General features: G+C 44.2%; 19 protein-coding genes. 6 read left to right on the top strand and 13 right to left on the bottom strand.

Translation table 11 applies throughout. The features are described 5' to 3' along the window. Window positions 1–55 precede the first annotated feature (55 nt). The 10 genes from ACVBDY_RS12970 to recR all read right to left on the bottom strand — a co-directional run bounded on the left by ACVBDY_RS12970 (window position 56) and on the right by recR (window position 7347). Window positions 56–208 (bottom strand): DUF4295 domain-containing protein, encoded by a 153-nt coding sequence (locus ACVBDY_RS12970; protein WP_447175893.1) that lies wholly within the window; start codon window positions 206–208, stop codon window positions 56–58. A 40-nt stretch (window positions 209–248) separates the two neighbouring features. Further along, entirely contained in the window at window positions 249–431 is a 183-nt protein-coding gene (rpmG, locus tag ACVBDY_RS12965; protein WP_447175892.1) for a 50S ribosomal protein L33, read from the bottom strand. Between the two features lie 27 nt (window positions 432–458). Beyond that, window positions 459–695 carry a 50S ribosomal protein L28 gene (gene rpmB / locus ACVBDY_RS12960; RefSeq protein WP_447175891.1) on the bottom strand — a complete coding sequence of 79 codons (237 nt, stop codon included), beginning with the start codon at window positions 693–695 and terminating at the stop codon, window positions 459–461. A 75-nt stretch (window positions 696–770) separates the two neighbouring features. Continuing rightward, window positions 771–2018 carry a competence/damage-inducible protein A gene (locus tag ACVBDY_RS12955; RefSeq protein ID WP_447175890.1) on the bottom strand — a complete coding sequence of 416 codons (1248 nt, stop codon included), beginning with the start codon at window positions 2016–2018 and terminating at the stop codon, window positions 771–773. After that, window positions 2018–2356, bottom strand: a complete 339-nt coding sequence (locus ACVBDY_RS12950) for an Hpt domain-containing protein (RefSeq protein ID WP_447175889.1) — start codon at window positions 2354–2356, stop codon at window positions 2018–2020. The genes ACVBDY_RS12955 and ACVBDY_RS12950 overlap by 1 nt, the downstream gene beginning before the upstream one ends. 47 nt (window positions 2357–2403) lie before the next feature. After that, on the bottom strand, window positions 2404–3012 hold the full coding sequence (locus tag ACVBDY_RS12945) for a fumarylacetoacetate hydrolase family protein (protein WP_447175888.1): 609 nt from the start codon (window positions 3010–3012) through the stop codon (window positions 2404–2406). A gap of 183 nt (window positions 3013–3195) precedes the next feature. Beyond that, window positions 3196–4140 carry a carboxypeptidase-like regulatory domain-containing protein gene (locus ACVBDY_RS12940; RefSeq protein ID WP_447175887.1) on the bottom strand — a complete coding sequence of 315 codons (945 nt, stop codon included), beginning with the start codon at window positions 4138–4140 and terminating at the stop codon, window positions 3196–3198. A 7-nt stretch (window positions 4141–4147) separates the two neighbouring features. Further along, window positions 4148–4924 carry an exonuclease domain-containing protein gene (locus tag ACVBDY_RS12935; protein ID WP_447175886.1) on the bottom strand — a complete coding sequence of 259 codons (777 nt, stop codon included), beginning with the start codon at window positions 4922–4924 and terminating at the stop codon, window positions 4148–4150. Between the two features lie 351 nt (window positions 4925–5275). After that, window positions 5276–6604: a dihydrolipoamide acetyltransferase family protein gene (locus ACVBDY_RS12930; RefSeq protein ID WP_447175885.1), complete on the bottom strand. Its 1329-nt coding sequence runs from the start codon at window positions 6602–6604 to the stop codon at window positions 5276–5278. A gap of 125 nt (window positions 6605–6729) precedes the next feature. Then, a complete protein-coding gene (gene recR, locus ACVBDY_RS12925; protein WP_447175884.1) occupies window positions 6730–7347 on the bottom strand; it encodes a recombination mediator RecR in 618 nt (205 codons plus the stop codon). Window positions 7348–7610: 263 nt separating this feature from the next. Here recR and ACVBDY_RS12920 point away from each other — a divergent pair, with 263 nt between their 5' ends. The 6 genes from ACVBDY_RS12920 to ACVBDY_RS12895 all read left to right on the top strand — a co-directional run bounded on the left by ACVBDY_RS12920 (window position 7611) and on the right by ACVBDY_RS12895 (window position 13861). Next, window positions 7611–9077: a sodium:solute symporter gene (locus tag ACVBDY_RS12920; RefSeq protein ID WP_447175883.1), complete on the top strand. Its 1467-nt coding sequence runs from the start codon at window positions 7611–7613 to the stop codon at window positions 9075–9077. A 407-nt stretch (window positions 9078–9484) separates the two neighbouring features. Beyond that, window positions 9485–11425 carry a threonine--tRNA ligase gene (gene thrS / locus ACVBDY_RS12915; RefSeq protein ID WP_447175882.1) on the top strand — a complete coding sequence of 647 codons (1941 nt, stop codon included), beginning with the start codon at window positions 9485–9487 and terminating at the stop codon, window positions 11423–11425. Window positions 11426–11460: 35 nt separating this feature from the next. Next, window positions 11461–12018: a translation initiation factor IF-3 gene (infC, locus tag ACVBDY_RS12910; protein WP_447175913.1), complete on the top strand. Its 558-nt coding sequence runs from the start codon at window positions 11461–11463 to the stop codon at window positions 12016–12018. A gap of 28 nt (window positions 12019–12046) precedes the next feature. Then, window positions 12047–12244, top strand: coding sequence for a 50S ribosomal protein L35 (rpmI, locus tag ACVBDY_RS12905; protein ID WP_447175881.1), 198 nt, complete (start codon window positions 12047–12049; stop codon window positions 12242–12244). 137 nt (window positions 12245–12381) lie between these two features. Further along, window positions 12382–12726, top strand: coding sequence for a 50S ribosomal protein L20 (gene rplT, locus ACVBDY_RS12900; RefSeq protein WP_447175880.1), 345 nt, complete (start codon window positions 12382–12384; stop codon window positions 12724–12726). 310 nt (window positions 12727–13036) lie between these two features. After that, window positions 13037–13861 (top strand): HAD family hydrolase, encoded by an 825-nt coding sequence (locus ACVBDY_RS12895; protein ID WP_447175879.1) that lies wholly within the window; start codon window positions 13037–13039, stop codon window positions 13859–13861. Window positions 13862–13870: 9 nt separating this feature from the next. On the opposite strand, the gene ACVBDY_RS12890 is transcribed toward ACVBDY_RS12895, so the two are convergent. The 3 genes from ACVBDY_RS12890 to dnaB form a co-directional block, all read right to left on the bottom strand. Further along, window positions 13871–14293, bottom strand: coding sequence for a secondary thiamine-phosphate synthase enzyme YjbQ (locus ACVBDY_RS12890; RefSeq protein WP_447175878.1), 423 nt, complete (start codon window positions 14291–14293; stop codon window positions 13871–13873). Between the two features lie 46 nt (window positions 14294–14339). Then, entirely contained in the window at window positions 14340–15524 is a 1185-nt protein-coding gene (locus ACVBDY_RS12885) for an asparagine synthetase B (RefSeq protein WP_447175912.1), read from the bottom strand. 237 nt (window positions 15525–15761) lie between these two features. Further along, a complete protein-coding gene (dnaB, locus tag ACVBDY_RS12880) occupies window positions 15762–17333 on the bottom strand; it encodes a replicative DNA helicase (RefSeq protein WP_447175877.1) in 1572 nt (523 codons plus the stop codon). Window positions 17334–17375 lie beyond the last annotated feature (42 nt).

Raw genomic sequence — 17375 nt, 5'->3', positions numbered from 1 at the left:
AAAAAGCTACTTTCGATATGAAAGTAGCTGTTATATAAAAATATTGTGAACTTTTTTAGTGTTTGCTCAACCAGTCATTAACCAATGAAGGATCCATCACTGATTCTACAAAAGTATATGCGCCTGTTTTCGGAGATCTCACCATCTTAATGGCCTTGCTCAATCTCTTGGACTTAGTCTGTAAGGTTGCTACGGTTTTCTTTGCCATGACTCTAACATTATTTGATATTTTCTGCGAAAATATCCAATTATTTAATTTCTTTGTGAACGGTCATTCTCTTCAGGATAGGATTGAATTTTTTAATTTCCAATCTGTCCGGAGTATTTTTTTTGTTCTTCGTACTAATGTATCTTGATGTTCCAGGCATACCGGACTCCTTGTGCTCGGTGCACTCTAATATCACCTGTATTCTGTTTCCTTTCTTTGCCATCTCTCTATGCTTTTCTTAAAAAAACGATTATTTGTAATATCCTTTAGCCTTTGCTTCTTTCAACACCGCGGATATACCTTTTTTATTGATGGTCTTCAATGCGGAAGTAGAAACCTTCAAAGTGACCCAACGGTCTTCTTCTGGAATATAAAAGCGCTTTTTAGTAAGGTTAACGTTAAATTTACGCTTTGTCTTGTTCATGGCGTGAGAAACATTGTTCCCCACCATTGCCCTTTTTCCGGTAAGCTCACAAACTCTTGACATCTTTCTATACTTTTGTGTTATCTAAAAACAGGGTGCAAATTAACGAATTTTTTCGCTGACAGACAAATGCCTGAGTTAATTTTTTAAAATTTCTTTCCAAAGTATTTCCAACGTCTTGTTCACTGCCTTATTCACCACCTTTTCCCGGTGATTTCCAAAATCGAATTTGTGGGAATAAACACCTTTAGGAGTAGCTATTCCTATGTATACGATACCTATTTCCGCATCGGAATCTCCCTTTGTCGGCCCGGCATTTCCCGTAGTAGACACGGCGAAGTCCGCTTTGAGCAATTTTTGCGCTCCCGCAGCCATAGCTTCGGCAACCTCAGCACTCACCACGCTGTGTTTATCTATAAGTTCCTGTGACACACCGAGTACATCCACTTTTGTTTCCGTTGCATAACTCACTACTCCTCCACGAAAATAAACCGACGCCCCCGGAACCGAGGTCATCTGTCCCGATATCATTCCCCCGGTAAAGCTCTCTGCAGTAGCCAGTGTCTTTTTTTTATCCGCAAGCAGTTTTCCAAGCAGTATTTCCAAAGGCTCGTCACTTTCCACATCGTATATAATATCACCGATAAGCGCGTAGAGTTCACGTACCTTCTCATTAACTGCCGATTCTATGAACTCTTTATTGGCTCCCTTGGCAGTAAGCCTGAGACGTACTTTTCCTATTTGCGGCAAATAAGCGAGCCTTATAAAGGGAGGCAGGAGATTTTCCCAATCGGCTATAATATTAGCTATATCACTTTCTCCCATACCGTAAGTAATAATGGTACGGTGCAAAATATAAGGGCGATCGTAGTTTTTCCTTAGCCTCGGAAGCACCTCTCCCTGCATCAGCGCCTCCATTTCATAAGGTACGCCGGGAAGCGAGATATACACCACTCCTTCCTTTTCAAACCACATTCCGGGAGCCGTACCGTACCTATTCATAAGCACTTCGGCCCCGGAGGGCACCATGGCCTGGCTCCGGTTCAGGTCCGATATCGGCGTGTTTATATACTTAGCAAACAGCTCTTCAATATGGGCAAGCACTTTTTTGTCCTGAACAAGAATGTCTCCGAAGAACTCACAAAGCGTATGCTTGGTCACATCGTCTTTGGTAGGGCCCAATCCACCGGTAATAATGATGATATTGGTACGGTGGCGGGCTTCTTCCAGTGTTTTCAATATATGTTCCCTGTTGTCCTGGGTGGACGTAACCTGGTAAACCGAAATCCCTGTTTTATTGAGTTCCGCTGCGATATAAGCAGCATTGGTATCCACGATCTGCCCGATGAGGATCTCATCACCGATAGTAATAATCTCTGCCTGCATTAAAGTGCAAAATCCGTTTTTAATTCCCTTATAACTTCCTCAACCTGCTCTTTCACCTCCGTGTACATCTCTTTTATGCCGGAAATATCCGCATGTTCTTTGGCTTGTGTTTCCAGGGTGCGGATTAATGAGGTGGTCTCTTCCATACCAAGCAGATCCGCATTGGGTTTTATCTTATGCGCATGCCGGTAGATGGCATCAAAATCTTCTTCTTGTACGGCTCGTTCCAATTCCTCCATGTCCGAAGGTGTTTCTTCTATAAATACAGATACAACCGAAGCTATAAAATCCCTGTCCCCATCGGATAGTTCTTCCAATTTTTTCAAACTGTATGGCATATTCTTCCTTTTTAATATAATAGCACTTTTTCTAAAACGGAGCAATTTTATTTTACGTTCAGGGCAAACGAACTCCTGTTTTCCAGGAAACCTTCAAGGGTATCGCCAGGGTTTATTTTACCAACTCCTGCCGGGGTACCGGTAAAAATAATATCCCCTTTTTTCAGCGTAAAATATTCCGAGATACAGGCTATAAGCTCGTCTACTTTCCAAAGCATAAGCTTTGTATTCCCGTCCTGTACAACTTCCCCGTTCTTTTCCAGTCGAAAACGGATATTGTTGATATCCGGATACTCTTTTTTGGATATCCAGTCCCCAACCACTGCCGACCCGTCAAAAGCCTTTGCCTTTTCCCAGGGCAATCCTTTTTCTTTAAGCCTGCTCTGCACATCTCTCGCCGTAAAATCGATCCCCAGTCCTATTTCGTCGTAATACTTATGGGCAAACCTGACATCGATATGTTTTCCTACTTTGTTTATTTTTACAAGCAACTCTGTCTCATAGTGTACATCTTCACTGAAATCGGGAATATAAAAGTTCTTTTCCCGCAACAGGGCGGTATCGGGCTTCATAAATATTACGGGGTCGGCCGGGCGTTCGTTGGCCAGCTCCTCAATGTGATCGGTATAATTCCTACCTATACAGATTATTTTCATGTGTTTTTATTGTTTTTTCAATGGTCACTACCTGTCCCGAAGCATTGAGGGGCGGAACCTCCATCTGACCGTCGGGAAGATTCGAAGATTAAAACAATTATGCGTATTTGTGCCTTAAAGCTTATTTTAATCATGTCGGTTTCATTTGTTTTTACCGTTTTCCGGGTTACACACCCCGTATCTTTAATTTGTTATCTTCAGCTTAAATGCGGGAACCGGTATCCTGTTGCCAAAAACAGGGTTGGAGGTATCCAGCCGGTTCATTTTTTTCCATCCTTCGGTACTGCGGTAATACGATTGAAAATTTTCATTATCACGTTCCAACACCCCTTTAAAGACCGGCGCGTACTTCACCACGGATACGTTATCGTATATCAGGGTATCATTAACCCTTAACGTCCTGGTCTCTTTATAGGCATTTTCCTTTATAAAGAGATGTTCCACCGCTACAAAAAAGCCATTGTCCGGAATACGGATGTAATAGGGCAACAATCCGACCTCCACTTTTGAATTCAGCGGTTTTCTTCTTACAATAAGATTATCCAGCAACAGGTCCTTACCCGGTTTACCTTCGGGAGTGGCCTCCAGTATCCGGAGACGGAACACCGCTGCAATATTGTTCTGCTCCCGGGCAGGATAAAACCGTATTTCTACACTCTCCAGAAAGCAATTCTCCGCAAAATTACGTGGTTTCCCGTAATATTTGGCTACGGCAGAAGGATATGCCCCTCCACTGAAATTTCCCAGGCCAATGGATCTTTTACCGGAAAAACCGTTTATGTTTTTGTGATTGGTCCCTTTTACGAGATAAACTTCCACTTCCTTCAATGCTTCGACATCCGGTTCCAGATAAACCCTTGCCCCGGATAATACGGACAAAGGCAACATTCTGGATTTATACCCCACACAGCTAAAGCGTACCGTGATATCTCCGTCACTTTCTTCCGGAATCCAGTGAAAATTACCGTTTTCATCCGTGGATGTTCCGGATGTTTTTCCTACCAGGATAAGATGCGCAAAGGGAACCGGTTCGCCGGTATCTTCATTCAGCACACTTCCCGTAACGGCCTTTTCCTGGGCCAGTATCCCGCATGAAAAGAGCAATAAGGTATACAGAAAGTGTTTCACTGCGTATTTACAGAAGTTTATTATTTAGTTTTCGCAATTTTATGCCGGTAAGCACCTTTTTGGTATAGAGTGGAAAATCGGCATTCAAAAGCCAGCCAAAATATCCCGGTTCTTTTTCCAGAATTTCTTCTACAAGCCTTCCTTTATGTTTGCCGAAAGAAAAGACTTCCACACCTTCTTCGTTATAAGTAATATAACCGGCAAAATCGGCAGTCTGTTTCCGGGTAGTGAATTCAGAAAGGAATTTTATGTCGTTCTGCAATTCTTCATACCGGTCGAGCTGTGATTTCAATACCTCGTAAGTAGCCGTGGTGTCCGCTTCGGCAGAGTGCGCATTATCCAGGTTTTTATCGCAGTAAAATTTATATGCTGCTTCCAGGGTGCGTTTTTCCATTGTATGGAAGATCGTCTGTACATCCACTGCCAGGCGGTTTTTCATATCAAAATCCACTTCGGCACGCAACATTTCTTCCGCCAGAAGGGGGATATCGAAACGATTGGAATTATACCCGGCCAGATCACTGTCTTTGATCATATTATATATCTCCCGGGACAATTGTTTGAATGTGGGTTCGTCTGCTACTTTTTCGTCAGTAATACCGTGAATTGCCGTTGAGTGTTCCGGTATGGGCATCTCCGGGTTCACCAACCAGGTTCTGCTCTCCTTATTGCCGTTAGGATATACCTTTAGTACAGATATTTCCACAATCCGGTCTTTGGCCACTTCGGTCCCGGTAGTCTCCAGGTCAAAAAAACAAATAGGTCTGGTAAGTTTAAGTTCCATTATAAAAATTTCGAGTCTTTAAATTACGGTAAATATACTGATTGCAAAAGAAAACCCCGAACAATGCCGGGGTTTTTTAATATCATCTCCTTAGTACATGACAAAAATCGGTTTTACACAATTTGATCGGAAAATCAGTTTAACCCCGACCCTAAAGGGAGCCTGATTTTCCTCGTCCCGATATGTATCGGGATGCTCCCCCGCCTTTGCCGGCAGGCAGGCTTTAGAGTTGGGGCAACAATCCCGAAAGCTTTCGGGAGAGAAATTATCCAAATTCAATTTTTGTCATATACTAAAATTCATCTCTGTAATTAATTACAACAGGAACGTACGGATGTATGTCTCTGTAATTTATATTGTCCTTTCTAAATCCCAGGTTTCCAGATAGTCGGCCACCCGCTTTACAAACATCCCTCCCAGGGCACCGTCCACCACCCTGTGATCATAGCTGTGCGACAGGAACATCCTGTGCCGTATCCCTATAAAATCACCTTCGGGAGTTTCTATTACCGCGGGTACTTTCCGGATGGCGCCGAGGGCCAGTATACCTACCTGGGGTTGGTTGATTATGGGAGTTCCCATAATACTTCCGAAAGTCCCCACATTGGTTACGGTATAGGTGCCGTCCTGTACTTCGTCCGGTTTCAGTTTGTTTTGCCTTGCTCTCCCCGCCAGGTCATTTACCTTTCTGGCCAGCCCTACGAGATTCAGCTGATCGGCATTGCGGATAACAGGCACTATGAGATTACCACTGGGCAGGGCTGCCGCCATTCCCAGGTTTATATTTTTCTTTTTAATGATTTTATCTCCCTCCACAGAAATATTCATCATCGGGAAATCGCGAAGGGCCCTGGCAACCGCTTCCATAAAAATAGGCGTGAAGGTCAGTTTTTCTCCTTCCCGTTTTTCAAACTCATTTTTCTTCTTATTACGCCAGCTTACAATATTGGTAACATCTACCTCTACAAAACTCTGTACATGAGCGGATGTCTGTACGCTTTGCATCATATGGTGTGAGATCAGTTTGCGCATACGGTCCATTTCTATGATCTCATCTTCCCCGCTGCTTATGGCAACCTGTGGCGCTGCCTGTACGGGTTTGGTTTTCCCCGAATTTCCGGTTACCGGAACAACCTTCTCTGCAGTTTGTTCCTGCGTACTGCGGTTTTCCAGGTAGCCCAGAATATCATTTTTGGTCACCCTGCCATCTTTCCCGGTGCCGGAAACCCTCTCCAGTTCCTCCAGGGATATACCCTCTTCTTTTGCTATGTTTTTAACCAGGGGAGAATAAAATCTTTCGGAAGCGGAAAAATCCGCCGGTTCGGCTATTGCAGGCGCTGCCGTTTCTTTAGCGGCTTCGAAAGTCTTTTCCACTTCTGCTACGGCAACTTCCGCAAACTCTTCCTTAACTTCTTCTTTTTCAGTAATACCGCCTTCTCCTTCTGTTTCTATTATGGCAATGACCTCTCCCACCTGAACCACATCATCCACGTCAAAACGTTTTTCCAAAAGCACCCCTTCTACTTCACTGGGCACTTCGGAATCCACTTTATCCGTAGCGATCTCTAAAACTGCCTCATCCATTTCAATGGTATCCCCGACTTCTTTGAGCCATGATGTTATCGTTGCTTCCGCAACACTTTCTCCCATTTTGGGCAATTTAAGTTCAAATTTTGCCATATTTATATTTTAAAGATGCCTTATCGTTTTTCGGTTGCGAAATTAATCAAAAAAACCGTTTTTTACTGAAAATAAACTGTTTTATTTTCTTTCAATCCCTGATTCCCCTCACATTCTTTCCCGGTTTATCCCTTCAAGGAATTCTCAAACGGAATGCGGTGCAATATACTGCGTCCCAGGGTAATCTCATCCGCGTATTCCAATTCATCGCCGACGGCTATACCCCTGGCGATCGTAGAAGTCATTACGTCATAGGGTTCTATCTGCTTATAGATATAAAAATTAGTGGTATCTCCTTCCATTGTAGAACTCAAGGCAAATATCACCTCCCTGACCTTTCCTTCTTTCACCTTATTTATTAACGTGGAAATGTTTAGATTATTCGGTCCCACTCCGTCCAAAGGAGATATTTTTCCTCCCAAAACATGATACAGCCCCTTGTACTGGCTGGTATTCTCTATAGCCATGACATCGCGGATATCTTCAACCACACAAACCAGGGATTCGTCCCGTTTAGGGCTAGCACATAGCTCACAAAGGTCCGTATCCGAAATATTATGACAGTTCCTGCAATACTTCACCTCGTTTCTCAGGCTGTGAAGGGCTAAGGCCAGCCTTTCTGTCTGTTCTGCAGGTTGCCGTAACAAATGCAATACAAGCCGCAAGGCCGTACGCTTACCTATACCGGGAAGCTGCGACATTTCCCGTACCGCATTTTCCAATAGTTTAGAGGAGAATTCCATACCCGCAAAAATACGAAATTCAGGGTAGAATTAACAGGATTGGATGCCGATTGTTTTTTGATGTCACGGATATTTCCGGTTGTTAGTTTCTATCCGGATACCACAAGGACCTGCCCCCTGATCCCTTTTAAAAAATATCCTGTCAATTACAATTACCTGCTCTCCACCCGGAGCAACTCCGAACTCATCAACTCCAAAACCTCCGGACTTCCGAAACCATTCTTTTTCGTACTTTCGTCACCGGAAAAAATTCGATTTCTTTTATGCAACCGACATATATACTCCTCATCATTGCAGCCTACTTCGGACTACTTATTCTCATATCTTATCTTACCGGGAAAGGTGGTGACAACAATGAAACTTTTTTCAAGGCAAAACGACAATCGCCCTGGTATGTGGTAGCGTTCGGAATGATAGGGGCTTCATTGAGCGGGGTTACTTTTATTTCCGTACCGGGATGGGTAGAGGCATCTCAATTCAGTTATATGCAGGTGGTTTTCGGGTATATCCTCGGGTACCTGATCATAGGAACAGTCCTCCTTCCTCTCTATTACCGGTTAAACCTCACCTCCATATACGCCTACCTCGGCGAGCGTTTTGGTAATAACAGTTATAAAACGGGAGCTTCTTTTTTTCTTATATCGCGGGTCGTAGGCGCCAGTTTCCGCTTATTCCTGATCGCCAATGTACTGCAGGTAATCCTTTTTAACGAAATGGGCATCCCTTTCTGGGTAACGGTTACCCTGACCATTGCTCTCATATGGCTGTACACCTTTAAATCGGGCATAAAAACCATTGTCTGGACAGATACGCTGCAAACCCTGTTTATGCTTATTGCCGTAGGGGTGGCCACGTATTCCGTTTACCAGGACCTCGCCATAGGCGACATAGGGGTCATCAGGTATTTATCGCAGAGTGAGTTTTCCAGAATGTTCTTTTTTGACGACTTCAAAAGCGCCGATTATTTCTGGAAACAGTTTTTCTCCGGGGCTTTCATTGCCGTGGTAATGACCGGGCTCGACCAGGATATGATGCAGAAAAACCTTACCTGTAAAAGCCTGAAAGACGCCCAGAAAAACATGTTCTGGTTTACCATAGTTCTCACCGTAGTAAACTTTTTCTTTCTCTCTCTTGGTCTTCTCCTTACTGTCTATGCACAACAAAACGGTATCGATGCCCACAAAGACGATCTGTTTCCGGTGCTTGCCAAAAACTATCTGGGTACGGGAGTGTTTGTTTTCTTCCTCATAGGCCTCATTGCCGCCGCTTACAGCAGTGCGGACAGCGCCCTGACATCGCTGACCACTTCTTTTAGTGTGGATATCCTGGATATAGAGAAAAGATATGATGAGAAAAAACAGGTCCGTATCCGTAAAAGGGTGCATATTCTTACCTCCCTGGTACTGATACTGGTGATCATAACATTCAAATACATTATAAAGAACGAAAGCGTTATTGCCAAACTCTTTGTATTTGCAGGATATACATACGGCCCGCTACTCGGCCTGTACAGTTTCGGACTTTTTACCAGGTGGCGAGTACGGGATGAACTGGTCCCTGTCGTGGCCATCCTCTCCCCTATTCTATCTTATGTAATTGCAGATCGCATGCAGGTGTGGTTCGGATTTGAATTCGGGTTCATTATACTCATACTGAACGGGTTCCTCACTTTTTGCGGCCTTGTATTCCTCATCAAAAAGGACCCCGGGAAACATTTTCCCGTTTCGTAACCGTCAAACTCCGAATTCGAAGAACAGGCAAGGAAAGCCGCCCGGATTTTCAATAAAAGGGAACAGGTCATTAACAGTTTTCACACCGAAGGTAATCACCCCACCGTAAGCATCTCCTACACAGGAATCCCGGCCCGTGATTTGCCTAACGGATTGAAGAAAGGTGACATCGTAAAATTGAACGGGAAATCCGTTTTTACCTTGCGGGAAGGAAAAATAATACACCTGAGAGATGAGAGCTAGAAACTACCAGAGCCAATGGCACTTTTATAAGCTACTGATAACATAGCAATTAAAGATACTTCTCCATGCTTTCACCTTCACTTTCGGGCGATTATTTTAAACACATGCTTATATTGCACGCGTGCTTACTTCCCCTTATCTTTGCACCTTAAAACTAAAAATTAATGATTGAGATTACCTTACCCGACGGATCTGTAAAGGAGTTTCCTGAAAACTCCACTCCTATGGACGTTGCCAGAAGCATCAGCGAAGGTTTGGCGCGCAACGTTATTTCTGCAAGTTTTAACGGTACAACAGTGGAAACGGCAACCCCCCTGACCACAAATGGTAATCTCGTATTGTATACCTGGAATGATGATGCAGGTAAAAAAGCTTTCTGGCACTCCACCGCACACGTACTGGCACAGGCCCTGGAAGAGCTTTATCCCGGAGTAAAACTCACCATAGGTCCTGCAATAGATAATGGCTTTTACTATGATGTAGACCTCGGGGACAAAACCATCTCTGACAAGGATTTCTCTGACATCGAAAAGAAAATGCTGGAAATCGCAAGGGGAAAATACGATTATAAAATGCGTTCGATCACCAAAACCGAAGCGCTGGACTATTATAAAAAACAAGATAATGAGTATAAAGTAGAGCTCATCGAAAATCTGGAGGACGGCACCATTACTTTTTGTGACCACTCCACATTTTCCGATCTCTGCCGTGGCGGGCATATTCCGAATACCGGAATTATCAAGGCTGTAAAACTGCTCAACATCGCCGGTGCATACTGGAGAGGGAACGAAAATAACAAACAGCTCACCAGGATCTACGGTATCTCTTTCCCGAAGCAAAAAGACCTGACGGAATATCTTCACCTTCTGGAAGAAGCCAAAAAAAGAGATCACAGAAAACTCGGAAAAGAACTGGAACTGTTCACCTTTTCGCAGAAGGTCGGACAGGGATTGCCATTATGGTTACCCAAAGGTGCCGCTTTACGTGAACGCCTGGAAAATTTCCTCAAAAAGGCACAGAAAAAAGCCGGATATGAGCAGGTGGTATCTCCGCATATCGGACAAAAAGAACTGTATATAACTTCCGGGCACTATGCCAAATACGGGGAAGACAGTTTTCAGCCTATTCACACTCCTCATGAAGGTGAAGAATTTTTGCTGAAACCTATGAACTGTCCGCATCACTGCGAAATATATAATGCAAGGCCATGGAGTTATAAAGAACTCCCGAAAAGATATGCGGAGTTCGGAACGGTATATCGGTACGAACAAAGCGGCGAATTACACGGGCTCACCAGGGTAAGAGGTTTTACCCAGGACGATGCGCATATTTTCTGTACACCCGATCAGCTCGATGACGAATTCAAGAGTGTCATTGACCTGGTACTTTATGTTTTCGGTTCTCTAGGTTTTGAGAATTTCACTGCCCAGGTGTCGCTTCGCGATCCGGAAGCTCCGGAAAAATACATAGGTACTAACGAAAACTGGGAGAAGGCGGAAAATGCCATTCTAAACGCAGCAAAAGAAAAAGGGCTTAATTTTGTTATAGAAACAGGAGAAGCCGCTTTTTATGGCCCCAAGCTGGATTTTATGGTAAAAGACGCCCTTGGAAGAAGCTGGCAATTAGGCACTATACAGGTAGATTACAACCTGCCGGAACGCTTTGATCTTTCCTATAAAGGCAGCGATAACGAATTGCACCGCCCGGTAATGATCCACAGGGCCCCTTTCGGCAGTATAGAACGCTTTGTGGCCATACTTTTAGAGCATACCGCGGGGAATTTCCCGCTATGGCTGATGCCCGAACAGGCTATCATACTCTCTATCAGTGAGAAATATGAAAAATATGCCGAAAAAGTTTTAAATGTATTAGAAAATTACGAAATTCGCGCCCTGGTAGATCACCGAAATGAGACCATCGGCAAGAAGATAAGGGAAGCTGAAATGAAAAAAATCCCTTATATGCTCATTGTTGGTGAAAACGAAGAAAAAGAAGGCACCATCTCGGTTAGAAAGCACGGTGAAGGTGACATAGGGACCATCACGGTGGATGCATTCGCCAAAATAGTAGAAAACGAAATAAACCGAACTTTAAAACAATTTTAAAACGAAGTTTAATTAAAAATCTGTAGGCCATAGCAATTAAAAGAAGATTCAACAGAAACCGTCCGAACCAAAGAGAGGACAAAAATCCGCACCGTACCAACAGGGATATCCGTGTACCGGAAGTTCGCCTGGTAGGAGATAATGTGGAAGTAGGCATATACCCAACCAAAGAGGCCCTGGCCAAAGCCGAAGAGCTTGGACTGGATCTGGTTGAAATTTCACCTAAAGCTGCCCCCCCTGTTTGTAAGATCACGGATTATAAAAAATTCCTTTACGAACAGAAAAAACGCGAAAAGGCTTTAAAGGCAAAAGCTACCAAGATAATAGTTAAGGAAATTCGTTTTGGCCCCCAAACCGACGAACACGACTACGAGTTCAAAAAGAAACACGGAGAAAAATTCCTGAAAGACGGCGCCAAACTAAAGGCATACGTTTTCTTTAAAGGACGTTCTATCGTGTATAAGGACCAGGGAGAGATTTTGCTTCTCCGCCTGGCGCAGGACCTGGAAGAGTACGGAAAGGTAGAACAAATGCCTAAACTGGAAGGTAAACGAATGACCATGTTTATCGCTCCGAAGAAAAGTAAGAAATAAGCGAAATAATCAAAATAATTTAGGAATTATGCCTAAGATGAAAACCAAATCCAGTGCCAAAAAGCGTTTTAAGCTTACAGGCTCCGGAAAAATTAAAAGAAAGCACGCTTTTAAAAGCCACATTCTGACAAAGAAAAGCAAAAAGCGTAAGCTCGCGTTAACACACAGTACCCTGGTACACGAAAATGATGTTAACAGCATTAAAGAACAATTGCGATTAAAATAATTGTTCTTTACGGTTCGTATTATTGTATAACCCTGGAGTAAGGCAAAATAGATTGGAGATATTAGATTTCAGATTTAATAGGACAGCTATTTTAAAAGTGCCGGTTGACGGACGCCTGCTACAAAAAACAAAAAATTATGCCAAGATCAGTAAATTCAGTAGCATCAAGAGCCCGCAGAAAAAAAATAATGAAGCAGGCAAGAGGCTACTACGGAAGACGTAAAAACGTTTGGACCGTTGCCAAAAATGCAGTTGAAAAAGCAATGCTGTACTCGTACAGAGACCGCAGAAACAAAAAGAGGAGTTTCCGTGCTTTGTGGATCACCCGTATCAATGCAGGTGCCAGATTACACGGATTGTCTTACTCTCAGTTTATGGGTAAAGTTAAAGCCAATGACATCGAACTAAACCGTAAGGTTTTAGCCGACCTGGCCATGAACCACCCGGAAGCTTTCAAGGCAGTTGTAGACAAAGTAAAATAAACGTTTATTAACATATTTCGCTTATTGAAATCCGGCCAAATGGCCGGATTTTTTTATTGTCGGTTATTCCTCTCCTCCTCCGTTTTAAAGACAGTTTTTATGGATTCCGGAATCGGGAGTTCTGGAATCGTAGTGGATGGGTATAAAAGCTAAAACATTAGTGTATCTGCGGCAAACCAAACATTGACCTTCCCCCATACCTTTAATTTCTGATCCAGTGTTCTGCCTATATTTCTCATTACCGGAAATAACAGGCATTTAACAATCATAACACCTATTATCCTTACCTTTGGGGCTTAAAAATGCTATAATGAATTTATCAGAAGTAAAACTAATAGCCACCGATATGGATGGCACACTACTGAACTCGGAAAGCCGTGTAAGTGACAGGTTTTTCGAACTCTTCGAAGAACTCAAACAACACCATATACATTTTGTCGCTGCCAGCGGGCGCCAATATCACAGTATCGCAGACAAACTTCTTCCTATAAAGGATGATATCACCATTATCGCGGAAAACGGCGCCATAGCAAAACAAAGGGACGAAGAACTCCTGGTAACCCCGCTTCCCGTATCGGTAGTAAAAAATACCGTTTCACTCGTCCGGCCCCTGGAAGATGCCTACATTGTCATCTGCGGAAGGGACCAGGCCTACATTGAAACGAACAACATCGCTTTTCACGATATGTTCCGCGAATATTATCACGAATACACCAAAGTACCGGACCTCAACGACATTAAGGGCGACGAATTCCTTAAAATAGCCATCTACAGCTTCGGAGGTTCTGAAAAAAATATATATCCCCACGTCCGTCACCTTGAGGAAACCCTGCAGGTAAAAGTATCCGGCGAATACTGGCTCGACATTTCCAGTCCGGATGCCAATAAAGGTCACGCACTGAAACTTCTTCAGGAAAAACTCAACGTAACCAAAGAGGAAACACTGGTTTTCGGCGACTACAACAACGACCTGGAAATGATGGAACAGGCATATTTCAGCTATGCCATGGAAAACGCACATCCGAATGTACTGAACGCCGCCCGGTACAAAACGCTCAGCAATGACAACAACGGCGTGGAACACATCCTGGAAAAACTCCTGGAAGCAAAAAAAATGGCAGTATCCGGGCGATAATAGCCTTCGTCACACCCCGAAAGCGGTTATTACAATACTCCGACTCCCCCCGTAGTTACGGTGTTCACAAAGGTAAATCCCCTGCCATGTACCGAGGTTCGGCCTCCCGGCACTGATAGGTACCTGGACTGAGCTTCCCATGAGCGATGCTTTGATGTGGGCAGGCATATCGTCCGGCCCTTCCTGGGTGTGTACATAATAAGGCTCGTTTTCCGGCACTGCAGCGTTCATAAAACGCTCAAAATCTTTCCGTACAGAAGGGTCTGCATTTTCGTTAATGGTCAGGCCCGCAGAAGTATGTTTTATAAAAACCTGCAATTGTCCTATCTGTATATCCCGTATTTGGGGAACAGCATTCAGTATCTCCTGTGTAACCAGGTGGAATCCTCTTTTCCTCGGCTTAAGCTGTATTTCTTCCTGTAAAAAGAGCATAAGTATATTGTAATTTTAGAATGAATGATTCGCCTGCAAAACGAGATCAGGTTTTTTGTTTCTTTTTCTTTGCCGCGGGAAACAGAATATTATTAAGTATAAGCCGGTACCCGGGAGAATTCGGGTGTAGCTCCAGTTCTGTTTTAGGATCCCCTACCCTGTGCTGATAATCTTCCGGATCATGCCCTCCGTAAAAGGTAAAAAAACCTTTCCCTTTTACCCCATGGATATAACGAGCTTCCCCGTTGGCCTTGTTCTCTCCCAGGATCAATACGGGCGATTTGATCTCGTTTCCGTTAAAACTGGTGGTCTGCCCCATAAAACCCTTGATGAGTGCCGTATGGTTCTGGCAAAGCATCGTAGGCACCGGATCCCACTTAGCCGAAAATTCCATGAGCGTGAAATAATCTACTTCCTTGGCTATTCTCCGCCGTTCCGTCATATCTATAGAAGAAAACTCATAGACATTAGGATCGCGCTCCAGGGTAAAGCCCGTAAAAGCAAGCGTCTTATCGTAATTTATCTTAGACTGGTAATCAGGATCGGAAGGATCTCCGTCAAACATGGGCTCACATATATCAACTCCTTCCGCGGATAGTGCTATGTCAAAACTATCGGTAGCAGAGCACATGGCAAACATAAATCCGCCTCCCACAACAAAATCGCGTATTTTCATGGCTACGGCCAGTTTGGAATCGGACACCTTATCAAAGCCCAGTCTGGCTGCGCGTTCTTCTGCTTCCTTCTTTTGCTGTATGTACCAGGGCGCCATTTTATATGCCCTGTAGAATTTTCCGTACTGGCCGGTAAAATCCTCGTGGTGCAGGTGCAGCCAATCGTACATCAGTAATTTATCTGCGAGTACTTCTTCGTCATAAACCACATCGTACGGGATTTCGGCATAGGTAAGGACCATAGTCACGGCATCATCCCACGGCGGATTGTCTTTCGGGGAGTAGACCACCACTTTCGGCGCTTTTTCCAATACTACCGCCTCCTGGTTTTTGGCTGGACTGCTTATCTCCTGAAGAATGCTTTCTGCTTTGGCATCGGACAGGACCTCATAGGACACTCCCCGTATGGTGCATTCCTTCCGTATCTCTTCCGTGTCGGGTAAAAGAAAGGAACCTCCGCGATAATTGAGCAGCCACTGTACTTTAAAACTCTCCGACAGCGTCCAATAGGCTATTCCGTATGCCTTGAGGTGGTTTTTCTGATATTCCGCATCCATGGGTATCAGCACATGTGAAGCGCGAGCAGACATGCTGCATATCAAAAGGGCAAGGGTAAACAACAACCTGTAAACGGATAAGCCAAAACGCATAATAAAAGGTTTAGCTTCAAAGTTACGGAAAACGTTTGGAAATTTTACCGGGAAGACACCGGGCGTTAAAAACAACGTGTTCCGGATGTTAACTGTAACAACACCCGGAACACACTGTCTTTTATTTTATATTTATCTCCCTTTTTAGAACGGTACGTCGCTGTCATCATCAGGTGCCGGACCTTCGTTCATCGAACTTCCGAAAGCGTCTTCCGCACTCGGAAGGGCCCCTGGATTAAAGCCGTCATCTTCGGAAGCGTTCATTTTAGACTGGAATTCAAACGGAGAGTCAAAATCGTCCAGGTTATCGAACTTACCGAGGTGCCCGATAAATTTCAGGCGGATATTCTCCAATCCACCGTTACGGTGTTTGGCCACGATAAATTCTCCCTGTCCCTGGGTAGGTGTACGCTCTTCATCGTCCCATTCCTCTATTTTATAATATTCCGGACGGTAGATAAAGGCCACGATATCCGCATCCTGTTCAATCGCCCCGGATTCCCTGAGGTCGGAAAGCAGGGGGCGCTTACTGCCTCCACGGGTTTCCACCGCACGGGAAAGCTGTGACAGGGCAATAACGGGTACATCCAGTTCTTTTGCCAGCGCCTTGAGGTTCCTGGATATGGTAGATATTTCCTGTTCGCGGTTTCCTCCTTTCTGTGTTCCCCCGGCAGTCATGAGCTGAAGGTAATCGATAATGATCATCCGGATACCGTGCTGCGACGCAAGCCGTCTGGCTTTCGCCCTGAGGTCGAATATTGATAACGACGGGGTGTCATCAATAAACAAAGGTGCTTTTTCCAGGGATTTCACCTTTACGTTAAGCTGCTCCCATTCATGTTTTTCCAGTTTTCCGGTACGCAGTTTCTCCGAGGACAGACCGGTCTCGGAAGAAATAAGACGCGTAATGAGCTGTACGGAAGACATCTCCAGGGAAAAGAAAGCCACGGGAATATCTGAATTTACTGCAATGTTCCGGGCCATGGACAGGGTTAATGCGGTTTTTCCCATACCCGGACGTGCCGCAACGATAATAAGGTCACTGGGCTGCCATCCGGAGGTAAGCTTATCGAGCCTGTCAAATCCGGAAGGAATACCGCTAAGTCCTTCTTTATTGGATATTTCCTCAATCTTCTTCTTGGCCTGCATGACAAGACTTTGTGCTGTTTCCGAAGATTTTTTAATGTTACCTTGTGTTACTTCGTACAACTTGGCTTCCGCACTGTCAAGGAGGTCGAAAACATCGGTAGTCTCATCGTATGCTTCCTCTATGATCTCCGAAGATATTTTAATAAGGCTCCTCTGAATAAATTTTTGCAGGATAATACGTGCGTGAAATTCAATATGCGCAGAAGAAGATACTTTCTGTGTGAGTTGTATAAGATAGTAATCTCCTCCTATCTGTTCGAGTTTACCGTCTTTTTTTAACTGTGAAGATACGGTCAGCAAATCTATGGGTTCCGTATTCTCAAACAGTTTTACGACGGCTTCATATATTGACCTGTGTGCTTCCTTGTAAAAGGCGTCGGGATGTAAAATATCTATCACGGCATCCACTCCTTTCTTATCGATCATCATAGCGCCGAGCACCACTTCTTCCAATTCCAGGGCCTGGGGAGGTATCTTTCCCTTTTCCAGGGATATTATTCCGGATCTGCCCGAACTTACGGGCGCTTTTTCAATTTTAATTCCTGACACAGGGCCTGTTTTTTCCATAAACGCGAATGTAGAAAATGCTGTTTTAACTATTAAATAATA

It is taken from the genome of Sinomicrobium halophytocola, assembly GCF_052983395.1.
The sequence above is the reverse complement of the archived record's forward strand: the minus strand, read 5'-3'. Positions and strand labels throughout refer to the sequence as shown.

Coding starts and splice junctions, on each gene's coding strand:
- ACVBDY_RS12970 (WP_447175893.1), bottom strand. CDS start 208: ATGGCAAAGAAAACCGTAGCAACCTTACAGACTAAGTCCAAGAGATTG.
- rpmG (WP_447175892.1), bottom strand. CDS start 431: ATGGCAAAGAAAGGAAACAGAATACAGGTGATATTAGAGTGCACCGAG.
- rpmB (WP_447175891.1), bottom strand. CDS start 695: ATGTCAAGAGTTTGTGAGCTTACCGGAAAAAGGGCAATGGTGGGGAAC.
- ACVBDY_RS12955 (WP_447175890.1), bottom strand. CDS start 2,018: ATGCAGGCAGAGATTATTACTATCGGTGATGAGATCCTCATCGGGCAG.
- ACVBDY_RS12950 (WP_447175889.1), bottom strand. CDS start 2,356: ATGCCATACAGTTTGAAAAAATTGGAAGAACTATCCGATGGGGACAGG.
- ACVBDY_RS12945 (WP_447175888.1), bottom strand. CDS start 3,012: ATGAAAATAATCTGTATAGGTAGGAATTATACCGATCACATTGAGGAG.
- ACVBDY_RS12935 (WP_447175886.1), bottom strand. CDS start 4,924: ATGGAACTTAAACTTACCAGACCTATTTGTTTTTTTGACCTGGAGACT.
- ACVBDY_RS12930 (WP_447175885.1), bottom strand. CDS start 6,604: ATGGCAAAATTTGAACTTAAATTGCCCAAAATGGGAGAAAGTGTTGCG.
- recR (WP_447175884.1), bottom strand. CDS start 7,347: ATGGAATTCTCCTCTAAACTATTGGAAAATGCGGTACGGGAAATGTCG.
- ACVBDY_RS12920 (WP_447175883.1), top strand. CDS start 7,611: ATGCAACCGACATATATACTCCTCATCATTGCAGCCTACTTCGGACTA.
- thrS (WP_447175882.1), top strand. CDS start 9,485: ATGATTGAGATTACCTTACCCGACGGATCTGTAAAGGAGTTTCCTGAA.
- rpmI (WP_447175881.1), top strand. CDS start 12,047: ATGCCTAAGATGAAAACCAAATCCAGTGCCAAAAAGCGTTTTAAGCTT.
- rplT (WP_447175880.1), top strand. CDS start 12,382: ATGCCAAGATCAGTAAATTCAGTAGCATCAAGAGCCCGCAGAAAAAAA.
- ACVBDY_RS12895 (WP_447175879.1), top strand. CDS start 13,037: ATGAATTTATCAGAAGTAAAACTAATAGCCACCGATATGGATGGCACA.
- ACVBDY_RS12890 (WP_447175878.1), bottom strand. CDS start 14,293: ATGCTCTTTTTACAGGAAGAAATACAGCTTAAGCCGAGGAAAAGAGGA.
- ACVBDY_RS12885 (WP_447175912.1), bottom strand. CDS start 15,524: ATGGATGCGGAATATCAGAAAAACCACCTCAAGGCATACGGAATAGCC.
- dnaB (WP_447175877.1), bottom strand. CDS start 17,333: ATGGAAAAAACAGGCCCTGTGTCAGGAATTAAAATTGAAAAAGCGCCC.